Source organism: Brevundimonas sp. ALps5 (assembly GCF_058681645.1).
The window spans coordinates 3987741-4001641 of the sequence record NZ_CM178744.1 but is presented as its reverse complement, the minus strand read 5'-3'; the positions used below and the strand labels follow the sequence as shown (position 1 = coordinate 4001641).

Sequence of the window (13901 nt, the reverse complement as noted above, 5' to 3'; positions counted from 1 at the left end):
AACGCCGCATTGGCCTGACGTCGTTTTTCCGTCAGGGTAGCCCCGGCTGTTCGGGGAAACGACGATGCGTTTGAAACTTCTGGCTTTCACGGTGGCGACCCTGGCCCTGATCGGGCCCGCCGCCGTCGCCGACGCGACCGCCGACAAGGCGATGCTGGACACCATCGACAACGCCCCCCAATGCGGCAAGGTCGGCTCGGCCATGACCACGGCGCCGGTCGCCGACATGGTGCTGGTCGACGGCTTCGGGGACGAGGGCTACGCCGTCGACGCCACCCCCGAGGCCCAGGTCTGGTTCAACCAGGGCGTCCGCCTGCGCTGGGCCTTCGAACACACCGAGGCCGTCCGCGCCTTCCGCAAGGCCCGCAGCATCGACCCGAACTGCGGCATGTGCGCCTGGGGCGAGGCCTGGGCGCTCGGCCCCAACCTCAACGGCGGCGGCAATGACGATGAGTCGATCGCCGCGGCCCTGACGGCGGCGCGCGAGGCCCGGCGGCTGGCCCGCGACGCCTCGCCGATGCAGAAGCAGATGATCGACGCCCTGATCCAGCGCTATTCGGGCCGCAAGGCCACCCGCGCGACGCGGTTCGCGCGCGGCATGGACCGGATCGCCCGCGCCCATCCCGACGACATCGCCATCGCCGCCATCACCGCCGACGCCTGGATGCTGAGCATCGACGACGACCCCTGGAAAAAGGACGGCACGGCGGCCTATCCGGCGACCACCCGCACCATGGAGATCCTGGAGCACGCCCTGGCGGTCAAACCCGACGATCCGGGCAATATCCACCTCTACATCCACATGACCGAATGGTCGGCCGACCCGCACAAGGCCATTCCCTATGGCGAGAAGCTGGCCCTGCTGGCCCCGCACGCCAGCCATCTGGTCCATATGCCGTCGCACACCTACTACCGCGTCGGCCGCTACATCGACGCCATGCGGGCCAATGTGAACGCCGTGGCGCTGGACAAGCGCTATGAGGAGATCGCGCCGCGTCCGGGCGGGATCGCGGGCGGCATGCCCCTGCATGGCCACAACCTGCATTTCGGCATGGGCGGCGCCCTGATGGCCGGCGGGGCGGAGGAGGGGCTGGCCCTCGCCGACGGCTATCTGGCGACCTATCCCGATATTCCGGCGACCAATGCCTGGCGCCAGATCATGGCCAATGACGCCTATGCCCTCTACGGCCGGTTCGGCTCTCAGGAGGCGGTCGCGGCCCTGAAGGAGCCGCCGGCGACCAATCCGCTGTTGCGCATGAGCTGGCGCTACGCCCGGGGCGAGGCCGCCGCGCGCCGGGGTGATGCCGAGGCCGTCACGGTCGAGGCCGCCGCCATCGCCGAACTGCGCGGCGCGATCCCCGACGGCGCGCCCCAGGCCAAGGAGGCACGGGACTTCATCGAGCTGTTCCAGCGGGTGCTGGAGGGCCGTGCGGCCATGATCACGGGCGACCATCCCGCCGCCATCGCCGCCTTCACCCGCGCCGCCGCCATCCAGGCCCAGGACGACGAGGGCGGCGACCCGCCCGCCATCTGGTATCCGACCCGCCGCAGCCTCGCCGCCGCCATGCTGGCCAACGGCGACGCCGCCGGGGCCAAGGCGAAGATCGAGGACCTGCTCAGGGACTGGCCCGCCGACCCCTACAGCTACTTCGTCCTCGCCGAGGCCGAGAAGGCGCTGGGGAATGCCGCCGCCATGGATGCGGCGCTCGGCCAGTCCCGCGCCCAGTGGATCGGCGGCCGGATGTATCTGGCGTTGGCGTAGAGAGGCCTACTTCGCCTTCTCGGCGTTGATGATCTGGGCCAGCCCCGCCGGGTCGTGGGTCGGGGACATCTTGCCGTTGATGAACAGGGTCGGGGTGCCTTGAATGCCCAGGCCCATGGCGTCGACGCGCACATTGGTGACGAGGCGGGCGGCCTCGGGCCCGCCGACCGGGCCGGTCACGCCATTGGCGGCCAGAACCTTGTCGACGGCTTCCGGCGTCAGGGCGCGTTCGGCCATCAGGGCCTGGTGCACGGCCAGATACTTGCCCTGGGCGTGGGCGGCGAGCGCCGCCTGGGCGGCGTAGCGCGAGGTGATCTGACCGTCGTGATCGAGGATCGGCCATTCCTTGAAGATGAAGCGCACGTCCGGATTGGCCTGGATCAGCCGCAGGAAGTCCGGGGCCATCGCCTTGCAGTAGGGGCATTGGTAGTCGAAGAACTGGACCACCGTCACCTTGGCGTCGGCGGGGCCGAAGGCGGGCTCGCCGGGCGCGGCGCGCAGGGCGCCGGGATGGGCGGCGGCGGCGGCGTTGACCTGGGCCACCTGATCGTTCTGCTGCTTCACCTGATAGGCGTTCTGGGCCTCGAACAGCACCTCGGGGTGGGTCATCAGATAGGCTCGCACCTGGGCGCCGAACAGGCCTGGAACCACGTAGGGCGCGGCCGCGAAGCCGAGGGCGACCACCGAGACCCCGAGCGCCAGCATGCTGCGGCCGGTCATCCAGCGTTGCTTCAGCGTGGGCGTGTCAGCGGGCGCCGCGACGGGCTCGGGGGTATTGTCGGTCATGCAGGCTCGTTCTTGAAGGTCAGGTGGTCGGCCGGGTGGTGGCCGGCAGGGTCGCTGCGGAGGCCGGCGGCTCGATGATCGGACCCTGACGGCGCTGCTGGCGCCGGTCCAGGTCCTGGATGTCCTGATCGGTCGCGCCCGAGGCCAGGACAATGTCCACGGCGCGGCGCCATTCCGGGGAGTTGCGGTCCAGCATGGGGCGGGCGCGCAGGGCGAACTGGGTGGCCTGATCGGTGTCGCCGGCGGCGAACCAGTATTCGGCCGAGGCCAGACGCGCCTGACCCTCCTTGCCCTGGCTCGCATAGGCCTGGGACAGCAGACGCCAGCCCATGGTGTTGTCCGGCTCGCGCGCCACGGCCCGCTTCAGCTGGTCGATGGCCGGGTCCAGATTGGCCGGGTCGTTGGTCTCGATCAGGGCGTGCGCCAGGTTGATGCGCAGCAGGGGGGCGTCGGGCTTGAGCTCCACCGAGCGCTGGTGCGCCGCCAGTGAATCGCCCGGACGGCCGTCCTCGAACAGGATCTGGCCCTTCAGCTCCCACAGATACGGATCGGTCGGCTTCTCGGCCAGCAGGGCGTCGACGCCCTGGATGGCCTTGTCGGTCTGGCCGTCGCGGTAATAGCCGATGGCCCGGGCGTAGCGGCTGGGGAAATCGGTCGCCGAGGACGGATAGTCACGCAGGGTCTGGTTGGGCGGGTCCATGAAGGCGTGGATCTTGGCCACGATCAGGGCGTGGTCGGCCATCCGTTCCGGGCTGTCCTGATGCCCGTAGTGGGCGGCGGCCTCGACCGGGCGGCGCAGGGCCTCGATCCGCTCGCCGGACAGGGGGTGGCTGCGGAAATAGGGATAGCGGCGGGCGTCGGAGAAGACCTCCTGGGCGCGAAAATTCTCGAAGAAGTCGACCAGGCCCTTGCCGCTTTCGCCCGCGGCTTCCAGCGCCCGTGCGCCCGAGATGTCGGCCTCGCCCTCCTGGCTCTGCATGTAGCGCAGGGCGCCGAGGGTGCCGAAATACTGGCTGTTGGCCATCAGCATGGCGCCCGCGCCGGGCTGGCCCGCCGCGACGGCCAGGGCGCCCAGGGCCATGGTCATCAGGAAGGGCTGCATGCCCGCATTCTGGACGCCGTCGCGCAACAGGTGGCGGTTCTTGATGTGCCCGGCCTCGTGCGCCATCACGCCCAGAAGCTCGTTGGGCGTGCGGGTCTGTTCGATCAGGCCGGTGTTGATGCCCATGATCCGCCCCTTCAGGGCAAAGGCGTTCAGGCTGGGGTCATTGATCAGCAGGACCTCGACCTCGTCGGGGTTCAGCCCCATGGCCGTGAAGACCGGATCGGCCCAGCCTCGGACGATGCCCTCGATTTCAGTGTCGCGGATGGCGCTCTGGGCCGAGGCGGGGCCGGCGACGCTGAAGACGAAGGCGGCGGCCGTGGCGGCCGCCATCAGACGTGACAAGCCCTTCTTGTTCGAGGGCCGAAAGGCGGAAGCGACGCGGGCAAGGCGGTTCACGATAAGCTCCCCCGTGGCCGCGCAGGCGGGCCGGATGGCTGGGCTGGCCCATTTCTGGACCGGAGCGCGACGGTCGCCGGGATCGGTGTCCGTTTTGCGGCTGTCGCGCTCCATGCCTCTCATCTAGGCCCTGCGCCTCAGCGGCGCCACCATCCGCGCTTGGGCTTCTCGGGCGGGGCCGCGATCTGGTTCGGATCGTTGGCGATGATCTCCGACAGATCGGCCTCGGGCCTGGGCGCTTCGACGGGCTCGGCGATCACGGCCGGGGTGGGGACGGGCGTCGTCTCCGGCTCCGGCTCGGCGATCAGGGCCTCGACCTCGGCGCGTTCCTCGACGGCCTCCTGCGGGGTCACGTCCAGTTCGACGGCTTCGCCGACGGCCTCGACCTCGTTCGGCTCGACGACCGCTTCAGCCGCAGCCGTCTTGCGGCGGACGCGGCGACGCTGGGGCTCGGCGGGAACCACCGGGGCCTGGGCCTCGGGAGCGTCGCTTTCGACCATCACCGCCATCGGGGTGTCGGGCGAGCCGTCGGCGGGCATGCCTTCGTTGGTGGCGCGGGCTTCGACCTTGACCTCGTGGGTCAGGCCGCGATCGCCACCGCGACCCCGGCCGCGACGACGGCGCCGCGAACGGCCCTCGCGCTCGCCGCCGGCTTCGCCGTCGGGGCGTTCGCCGACGCGTTCCTCCACGTCGGACGCCACGCCTTCAGCGACGGCCGGGGCGCGGGGGGCGCGGGGCTCGGGGTTGATGGGGTCGAACCAGACATAGGGGTCGTCCAGCGACGGCGTGCGGCCGCGCACCCAGAAGAAGGCGCCGGCGCCCGAGGCGTCGCCGTCCTCGCGGACCCGGCGACCGCCGCGACGGCCGCGGCGGCGACGGCGGCCGCCCTCGCTGTCGTCATCGTCGTCATCCGACAGGGCAGGGGCGTCGTCCGACGAAGCGGCCGAGGCTTCCTCGTCGCGACGCCCGCCCCGACGGCGCTTGCGGCCGCGACCGCCGCGGTTCTCGACCTCCAGACGCGTGCGCGGCTCGTCGTCGTCGGTGTCTTCGCGCTCGAGGTCGTCCTCGTCCTCGTCGTCGATGATTTCGTCGTCGTCCTCGTCTTCGTCGTCGAAGGCGTGGTCGTCGAAGCCGTCGTTCAGCAGGTCGGCCAGGGCGATGGTCGGCTCGGCCGGGACGAAGTCCTCATTGGTCTCGGTGCGCTCGATGGCGCTCTCGCCCTGACCCAGGCTGTCGTCGATCTGGATGATCACGGCCAGGCCGCGCGTCGCCTGCAGATGCTGCAGATAGTCGCGCTTGTGGTTCAGGATGTAGAGGGCGACGGCGGTGGAGACGCGCAGGTTGATCGAGCCCGCGCCGTTCTTGCCGGCCTCGATATCGACGGCGCGCAGCACCATCAGAGCCGCCGATTCCGCCGAGCGGACGCGGCCGGCGCCCTGGCAGTGGGGGCAGACCTCGGTGGCGCCTTCCAGCACGCCCAGACGGCGGCGCTGGCGGCTGATTTCCATCAGGCCGAAGCTGGAGATCTTGCCCATCTGGATGCGGGCGCGGTCTTCCGACAGGGCGTCCTTCAGGATGCGCTCGACCGTGCGGTTGTTCTTCGATTCATCCATGTCGATGAAGTCGATGACGACCAGGCCGGCGAGGTCGCGCAGGCGCAGCTGCCGGGCGGCCTCGACGGCGGCCTCGCAGTTGGTCTTGAACGCGGTCTGTTCGACGTTGCGTTCCTTGGTCGCGCGGCCCGAGTTGACGTCGATGGCCACCAGGGCCTCGGTCTGGTTGATCACCAGATAGCCGCCGGACTTCAGGGTCACCACCGGCTGGTGGATGCCCGTCAGGACCTCCTCGATGCCGTTGGCGGCGAACAGGGGCTTGGAGCCCTGATAAAGGTGCACCTTCTTCGCCTGCGAGGGCATCAGCACCCGCATGAAGTCGCGCGCTTCCTTGAAGCCCTCGACGCCCTCGACCTGGATGCCGTCGAAATCCTTGTCGAACATGTCGCGCACGGCGCGGCGGACCAGGTTCTCTTCCTCATAGATCAGCGAGGGAGCGTTGGAGGCGAGCGTCGTCTCGCGGATCGTTTCCCACAGGCGCAGCAGATATTCGTAGTCGCGCTTGATCTCGGCCTTGGTGCGCTTGGCGCCGGCCGTGCGGATGATCAGCCCCATGCCGCGCGGCACGTCCAGGGCGGCGGCCGCGGCCTTCAGGCGCTTGCGGTCCGAGGCCTGGGTGATCTTGCGCGAGATGCCGCCGCCCTTGCCGGTGTTGGGCATCAGCACGCAGTAGCGGCCGGCCAGCGACAGCCAGGTGGTCAGGGCCGCGCCCTTGGCGCCGCGCTCGTCCTTGACGACCTGGACCAGCAGGATCTGACGGCGGCGGATGACGTCCTGGATCTTGTAGCGGCGCATCAGGCGACGCTTCAGGCGCTCTTCCTCGGCCATCCCGCCTTCTGACTCGTCGTCCGAGTCACGGGCGTGCTCGTCGGCGTCGTCCTCGTCCGAGTTCGCCTCGGCCATGATGGCTTCGCGGTCGGCGGTGGGAATCTGGTAGTAGTCGGGGTGGATTTCGTTGAAGGCTAGGAAGCCGTGGCGATTGCCGCCGTATTCGACGAAGGCGGCCTGCAGGCTGGGCTCTACGCGCGTAACCTTGGCGAGATAGATGTTGCCGCGGAGCTGGCGCTTGGTTTTCGACTCGAAGTCGAATTCCTCAACCTGGCGTCCGTCCACGATGGCGACGCGGGTTTCTTCCGCGTGCGCCGCATCGATAAGCATGGTCTTTGACATTGAAGGGGTCTCTCTGGCGCGCTCTGCCGGAACCTGTGGCCTTGGCCTTCAGGTCTGGGGCGGCTCGCCGAATGGGATTGGAGGCCAGGGCGAGCGTCTTCCCGTCGAGAAACTCGACGACGGTCATCGGAGACCGGATGGGAGCGCAGGCGAAATGGCCCATGAGGTTTAGTCGGTCCTGGGGTCGTACGCGCCAGAAGAAAGGCTGCGAGGGGCCCCGGTCTTCGAATCCCGGGCTCGTCGCCCCGGATCCTCGGATAGGTTGAAAGTCAGCGCCGGCGAGTTCGACGCGCCGGGGTCGATCAAATCGGCCGGTGCGAATGCTTCGCGAGCGGACAAAGCATAGGCGCCCCGGACAAGAATGAAAAGGCTTCCCGCCGGATCGTTTCAGCGCCGGCTCGAAATCGCGTCCCGATTTTACTTTTCGCCGCTCAAGCCGCCGCGCTTAACCCATTTCAAACGGGCTTCTGACATCCTGTCCGCAACAAAGAAGGTGGTTGTCCGTCAGAATGCACGGTCGGTGGATGTCTCAAATGGCCCGGTGGGGCGCGCGTGAGTGGGCGATGACGGCGATGGCCTTCGTCGTCATCTGCGGCGTGCTGTTCGCCGGCGGACGCGGTCTGGCGGCCGGATCGGTCGGCGATGTGCTGGGCGTGCGCTTCGGCGGAGACGCAGAGCGGACCCGCGTGGTCATCGACCTCGGCGCCTCGGCCCAGGGCCGTGTCGTCGAGACCGGCGCGGCCGGCCAGGTGGTCCTGACCCTCAGCGGCGTGGCCCCGCGCTCCAATCTAAATGGGGACGGTTCGGGCCTCGTCAACGCCTTCACGGTCAATCCGGTCGGAACGGCCTCGCGCGTCGAGCTGGCCCTGGCGCGCAACGCCCAGATCGAACGCCGCTTCCTGCTGCCGCCCGGCGACGGGGTCTCGAACTATCGCTATGTCATCGACCTGCGCGCCACCGGTCCGGTCGCCGCGAACCGCACGGGCGGCGCCGTCGCCAACGGCCCGCGTCCGGGAACCGCGCGTCAGGCTCCCCGTCCGGAGACCCGTCGCGCCGAGAAGCCTCTGGTGGTCATCGACGCCGGCCACGGCGGTCACGACCCGGGCGCCTCGGGCGCCAACCGCCATGAGAGCGAACTGACTCTCGCCGCCGCCCTGGCCCTGAAGGCCGAGCTGGAGGCCACGGGCCGCTACCGCGTGGTCCTGACCCGCACCAACGACACCTATGTCGACCTGTATCAGCGCGTGCGGATCGCGCGCCGGGCCGACGCCGACCTCTTTATCTCCCTGCACGCCGACGCCGGGTCCGACCCGGCCACGCGCGGGGCCTCGGTCTATACCCTGTCCGAACAGGGGGCGAGCCGGGCCGTGCGCGAGGTCACCCGCAGCGACAACTGGCACCGCGACCTTCACCTGCCGGGCCGCGACCCCTCGGTCGACCGCATCCTGCTGGACATGACCCAGCGCGCCACCCAGAACCGGTCGGCCCAGTTCGCCCGCGTCCTGCTGACCCATATGGAGGCCGCCGACCTGCCGCTGCTGCGCCGCAGCCATCGCGACGCCGGTCTGGCCGTACTTCTGGCCCCCGACGTGCCCGCCGTCCTGCTGGAGATGGGCTTCATCACCAATCCCGACGACGAACGCTCGCTGGGCGACGCCTCCAGCCGCCGCCGCCTGATGCGCGCCGTCGCCGAGGGCATCGACCGCTACTTCCGCGAGCCCTCGGCCCCGCTGCAGATGGCCTCGGCCAGCATGGCGGCCGGTCAGCCCTAGGCCGACCCTGACAGCAGACGTCCGCTCCTGACGTGGGCAAGGCCGTTCGACGGCTTATATTGTCCGCATGCGTCTGAGAGTCGTCGATCTGGAAACCACCGGCGGGGATCGCACCTCGGAGATCATCGAGGTCGGCTTCGTCGATGTCGTGTCGGACGGGGAGGGGTGGAAAGCCCTGCCGCCGGTGTCGAAACTGTTCCGCCCGCGCGGTGAGATCTCCTTCCACGCCATGGCCGTGCACCATCTGACGCCCGAACATTTCTGCGCCGACGACCCGCATTGCGACGAATACAGGCTCAGGGAGATGTTCTCGGAACCCGCCGACGTCATGGTCGCCCATTCCATGCGGTTCGAGCGTGCCTTCATCGCCGACACGGCGACGGGCGGCCTGCCGTGGATCTGCACCGTGCGGTCGTCGAAACAGGCCTGGCCCGAGGCGCCCGGCCATTCCAACCAGGTGCTGCGCTACTGGCGCGGCTTCAAGCTGGACCCGGCCCTGGCCGACCCCGCGCACCGGGCCGGTCCTGACGCCTGGGTCACCGCCCACATCCTGATGGACCTGCTGAAGGACCACAGCGTCGAACAGCTGCTGGAGTGGTCCAACGCCCCGCGCGACATCGCGACCGTCCCCTTCGGCAAGCACCGCAAGAAGCCCTGGTCCGAGGTGCCCGACGACTATCTGCGTTGGATGGCCAGCCAGACCGATATGGACGTTGACGCTGTTGCAGCTGCGAAGGCCGAAATCGACAGGCGGAAAGCGGCCTGAATCCCGCGTGTTAAGGAATCCTACTTAGACGCCGCTTAGGGCTGGCTTCAATGCCGCAGCCTAGCTTTGCTGCAACTGCGAAGAAGTGAGTCGAGCGTCAATGAACAAGGCGATGGGATCTCTGTCGGGCCGTATCGCCCTGATGATCGTGGCGGGGCTGGCCGTATTGGGCATCCTGCTGACGGTCACCACCACCTGGCTGATGACCGAGGACGCCATGGCGCGCGCCGCCGAGCGTCAGGAATCGAACATGCGCGTCGCCTGGAACGTGCTGGGCCGCTACGGCACCGACTTCGACGTCCAGAACGGCCGGATGACCATCGGTTCGACCACGCTGAACGACTTCTTCGCGCCGGTGGATACGGTGAAGACCCTGGTCGGCGGCACCGCCACCATCTTCATGGGCGACACCCGGATCACCACCAATGTCCTGAAGCCGGACGGCGGACGCGCGGTCGGCACGGCTCTGGCCAAGGGGCACGTCTACGACACCGTGTTGAAGGACGGGAAGAGCTATCGCGGCCAGGCGGACATTCTCGGCAAGCCCTTCTTCGTCGCCTACGACCCGATCAAGAATGTCCGCGGCGATGTGATCGGCATTCTCTATGTCGGCATTCCCCAGGCCGAGTTCATGAAGTCGGTCGCCGACACCCGTAACGCCCTGATGGCGATCGGCGGCGTGGTCACCCTTCTGGCCACCCTGATCTGCCTTCTGGCCACGCGCCGGCTGCTCAATCCGCTGGAGGGGCTCGGCGGCTTCATGCACCGGCTGGCCGGCGGGGCCATGGATGTGGAAACGCCCTGGGCTGACCGCAATGACGACATCGGCCAGATGGCCAAGGCCGTCGAACGCTTCCGCGTCGCCGCTCTGGATCGCCAGCGTCTGGCTGTGGAAGCCGAGCAGACGCGCACAGCGACGGAGAGCGAACGCGCTGCGGTCAGCGCCGACAAGGCGCGCGAGGCGGCGGACGATCAGGCCCTGATCCAGGCTCTGGCCGACGGCCTCGCCGCCATGGCCGCCGGCAATCTGGGTTATCGCATCTCCGCCCCTGTGGCCCCCAAGGCCGAACGGCTTAAGCAGGACTTCAACGCCGCCGCCGCGACCCTGGCCCAGGCCCTCGGCGCCGTCGCCGGAGCCGTCGACGAGATGCAGAACGGCGCCGGCGAGATCACCACCGCCGCCGACGATCTGTCGCGCCGCACCGAACAGCAGGCCGCAGCCCTCGAGGAAACCGCCGCCGCCCTGGACCAGATCACCGCCACCGTCCGCTCGACGGCCGACAGCGCGGCCAAGGTCGCGGGCGTCTCGAACATCGCGATGGACGCCGCGCGCGCCGGCGGTACGGTCGCCCAGGACGCCAACACCGCGATGACGGCCATCGCCGCCAGCTCGCAGCAGATCAGCCAGATTCTCAGCGTCATCGACGAGATCGCCTTCCAGACCAATCTTCTGGCTCTGAACGCGGGCGTCGAGGCGGCGCGGGCGGGGGACAGCGGGCGCGGCTTCGCCGTCGTCGCCCAGGAGGTCCGGGCCCTGGCCCAGCGCTCGGCCGAGGCCGCGCGCGAGATCAAGGGTCTGATCACCGAATCCGGACGCCAGGTCGAGGCGGGGGTCAAGCTCGTCAATCAGACCGGATCGGCCCTGAGCGCCATCGTTTCCGAGGTCGAACAGGTCCGCACCCTGGCCGCCGAGATCGCCGCCTCGGCGCGCGAACAGGCCAGCGGCCTGCAAGAGGTCAACACCGCCATCAACCAGATGGACCGCGTCACCCAGCAGAACGCCGCCATGGTCGAGCAGTCGACGGCGGCCAGCCACATGCTGGCGGGACAGTCGCAGGAGCTGTCCCATCTGGTCGCCCGCTTCGAACTGGGCCGCACGGCCCAGACCGGTCCGGGCAGCGCCCACGCCACAGGGCGGGGATATTCGCGAGCCGCCTGAGGCTTTTAACGGGCCGGTTTCGTCGATGACTGTTTGCGCTGACCGCGACGCGGGCTAAACCGGCGGTCTGGGGAGTTCCCGTCGGAGTTTGCGGTGAAGGTTGCTGAGCGCTGGTTCGTATGGGCGGGCATCGGCCTGCTGGGCGCGATAGCGCTGGCCGGGCTGGTCGTCGCCGTCTACGCCGCCTGGCTGTTCCATGACCTGCCGGACGCGTCCGAGCTGGCCGACTACCGTCCGCCGACCGCGACCCGCGTCTACGCCGGCGACGGCACCCTGATCGGCGAGTTCTCGGACGAACGCCGCATCTATGTCCCCTATGACCAGATCCCGCCGCAGGTCGTGCACGCCTTCATGGCGGCCGAGGACAAGAACTTCTTCCAGCACGGCGGCATCGACGTCTCGGGCCTCGGCCGGGCCATGTTCAAGAACGTCTTCAACTTCGTCGCCGGTCGGCGTCTGGAAGGCGGCTCGACCATCACCCAGCAGGTCGCCAAGAACGTCCTCCTGACCAATGAATCGACCGTGGGCCGCAAGCTGAAGGAGGCCATCCTCTCCAGCCGCCTCGAAGCGACCCTGACCAAGCAGCAGATCCTCGAGCTCTATCTGAACGAGATCTTCCTCGGCTACCGGTCCTACGGCGTGGCCTCGGCCGCCTACAACTACTTCGGCAAGTCGCTGCAGCAGCTGACGCCGGACGAGGCGGCCTTCCTCGCCTCCTTGCCCAAGGGGCCGAACAACTACCATCCCAAGCGCCACCCCGGCGCGGCCAAGGGCCGGCGCGACTGGGTCCTGGGCGAGATGGCGCAGAACCACTGGATCACCGAACAGCAGATGATCGAGGGGCGCGCCCGTCCCCTGATCACCCAGGACGCCCCCAAGCGCGCCCAGTACGCCGACGCCGACTTCTTCGTCGAGGAAGCCCGCCGTCAGGCCCTGGCCAGCACGAAGATCGGCGACCAGCTGAACGCCGGCGGCTTCTATATGCGCACGACCCTGGACCCGACGCTTCAGACGGCCGCGCGCGACGCCCTGATGACGGGGCTCGAGAACTACGACCGCCGCCACGGCTGGCGCGGCGCCTGGGGCGAGACCGACTTCGCCGACGGCTGGCAGGCCCTTGCGCTGAAGAAGACTGCGCCGCCCGAGCGTCGCGCCTGGCAGGCGGCCGCCGTCACCGCCGTTTCGGGCAACAGCGTCTCCATCATCACCGCCCGAGACGGCGACACCGGCAGTCTGATCGTCGCCGACGCCGCCTGGGCCAACGCCAACCGCCCGCTGCATCGCGGTGACCTGATCTTCGTCGAGAAGAAGGGCGGCCAGTACGCCCTGAAGCAGATTCCCGCCGTCAACGGCGCCCTGGTGGCCATCGAGCCCCAGTCGGGCCGGGTCCTGGCCATGGTCGGCGGCTATTCCTACGCCCTGTCCAGCTTCAACCGCGCCACCCAGGCCGAGCGTCAGCCGGGGTCGGCCTTCAAGCCGATCGTCTACGCCACGGCCCTGGAAAGCGGCGACTTCACCCCGGCCTCGGTTGTGCTGGACGCCCCGATCAGCTTCGCGGGCGGCGCCAACGGCGGCCGCTGGACGCCGGAGAACTATTCGAAAGAGTACTACGGGCCCCAGACCCTGCGTCGAGGCCTGGAGCTGTCGCGCAACGTCATGACCGTGCGTCTGGCCTCCTCCATCGGCATGCCGCGCATCGTCGATCTGGCGAAGAAGATGGGCGTCTCGGACAACCTTCAGCCCAACCTCTCGGTCTCGCTGGGGGCAGGGGAGACCACCCCCTATCGCCTGACCGCCGCCTATGCCGCCTTCGTCAACGGTGGTCGCCGCGTCGATCCCTATCTGATCGAGATGATCCAGGACCGGAACGGCGAGACCGTCTACCGCGCCGACCGCCGCAACTGCCGCGACTGCGACCGGGGCTTCAGCGGCCAGCCGTCGCCGCGTCTGGAGCCGCGCGGGACCCAGGTCATCGATCCGATCACCGCCTATCAGATATCCTCCATGCTCGAAGGCGTCGTCCAGCGCGGCACCGCCGCCAGCGCCCGGGGCCTGGGCCGCTGGATCGGCGGCAAGACCGGCACGACCAACGACTACCGCTCGGCCTGGTTCGTCGGCTTCTCGTCCGACATCGTGGTCGGGGTCTTCATCGGCTTCGACGACAACCGCTCGCTCGGTTCCGGCGAGACCGGCGCGGCGACCCCGGTGCCGATCTTCACCGACTTCATGCAGCGCGCCCTGCGTGAGCGTCCGGCCCGGCCCTTCGTGCGCCCGCGCAACGCCGTCTTCCGCAACGTGAACGGCATCGAGGAGGCCTTCCGCCCCGGCACCGAGCGCGAGCGTAACGACCCGATCCAGGACCCGAACGCCCCCGTCGGCCCCCTCAACTACAATGAGGTCATCCGTCAGGAGCAAATGGGACCGGGCCCGGTGATCCCCAACCTGCCGGCCCAGTCCGCCCCGCCGCCGCCGCAGAAGCCGCCGGCGGAGGACTTGAGCGGATTGTACTGACCGAGGGACCAGGGACCAGGGATTAGGTCGACCGCGTTTGCGACTACGCCGGCTTCCTGACTTCCCTGATCCCTCATCCCT

Annotated in this window: 8 protein-coding genes; 5 read left to right on the top strand and 3 right to left on the bottom strand. The window is 69.1% G+C overall.

Features of this window, described 5'->3' with window-relative positions; genetic code table 11:
- The first annotated feature begins 64 nt into the window (after positions 1-64).
- Entirely contained in the window at positions 65-1762 is a 1698-nt protein-coding gene (locus ACW172_RS19165) for a hypothetical protein (RefSeq protein ID WP_492032978.1), read from the top strand.
- 6 nt (positions 1763-1768) lie between these two features.
- Here the strand turns inward: ACW172_RS19165 and ACW172_RS19160 are convergent, their stop codons facing one another.
- The 3 genes from ACW172_RS19160 to ACW172_RS19150 all read right to left on the bottom strand — a co-directional run bounded on the left by ACW172_RS19160 (position 1769) and on the right by ACW172_RS19150 (position 6832).
- Positions 1769-2548, bottom strand: coding sequence for a DsbA family protein (locus ACW172_RS19160; protein ID WP_492032977.1), 780 nt, complete (start codon positions 2546-2548; stop codon positions 1769-1771).
- Between the two features lie 19 nt (positions 2549-2567).
- Positions 2568-3995, bottom strand: a complete 1428-nt coding sequence (locus ACW172_RS19155) for a M48 family metalloprotease (RefSeq protein ID WP_492032976.1) — start codon at positions 3993-3995, stop codon at positions 2568-2570.
- 191 nt (positions 3996-4186) lie between these two features.
- The gene (locus ACW172_RS19150; RefSeq protein WP_492032975.1) at positions 4187-6832 is read right to left on the bottom strand and encodes an Rne/Rng family ribonuclease; all 2646 of its coding nucleotides are present in this window, start codon (positions 6830-6832) and stop codon (positions 4187-4189) included.
- Positions 6833-7365: 533 nt separating this feature from the next.
- On the opposite strand from ACW172_RS19150, the gene ACW172_RS19145 reads away from it, so the two are divergent.
- From ACW172_RS19145 to ACW172_RS19130, 4 genes are all read left to right on the top strand, one after another.
- A complete protein-coding gene (locus tag ACW172_RS19145; RefSeq protein WP_492032974.1) occupies positions 7366-8604 on the top strand; it encodes an N-acetylmuramoyl-L-alanine amidase family protein in 1239 nt (412 codons plus the stop codon).
- Positions 8605-8671: 67 nt separating this feature from the next.
- Entirely contained in the window at positions 8672-9370 is a 699-nt protein-coding gene (locus ACW172_RS19140) for an exonuclease domain-containing protein (RefSeq protein WP_492032973.1), read from the top strand.
- 100 nt (positions 9371-9470) lie between these two features.
- Complete coding sequence (locus ACW172_RS19135; RefSeq protein ID WP_492032972.1) at positions 9471-11309, top strand: methyl-accepting chemotaxis protein; 1839 nt, start codon at positions 9471-9473, stop codon at positions 11307-11309.
- 93 nt (positions 11310-11402) lie between these two features.
- A complete protein-coding gene (locus ACW172_RS19130; protein WP_492032971.1) occupies positions 11403-13820 on the top strand; it encodes a penicillin-binding protein 1A in 2418 nt (805 codons plus the stop codon).
- Positions 13821-13901: the final 81 nt, after the last annotated feature.

Coding starts and splice junctions, on each gene's coding strand:
- ACW172_RS19165 (WP_492032978.1), top strand. CDS start 65: ATGCGTTTGAAACTTCTGGCTTTCACGGTGGCGACCCTGGCCCTGATC.
- ACW172_RS19160 (WP_492032977.1), bottom strand. CDS start 2,548: ATGACCGACAATACCCCCGAGCCCGTCGCGGCGCCCGCTGACACGCCC.
- ACW172_RS19150 (WP_492032975.1), bottom strand. CDS start 6,832: ATGTCAAAGACCATGCTTATCGATGCGGCGCACGCGGAAGAAACCCGC.
- ACW172_RS19145 (WP_492032974.1), top strand. CDS start 7,366: ATGGCCCGGTGGGGCGCGCGTGAGTGGGCGATGACGGCGATGGCCTTC.
- ACW172_RS19140 (WP_492032973.1), top strand. CDS start 8,672: ATGCGTCTGAGAGTCGTCGATCTGGAAACCACCGGCGGGGATCGCACC.
- ACW172_RS19135 (WP_492032972.1), top strand. CDS start 9,471: ATGAACAAGGCGATGGGATCTCTGTCGGGCCGTATCGCCCTGATGATC.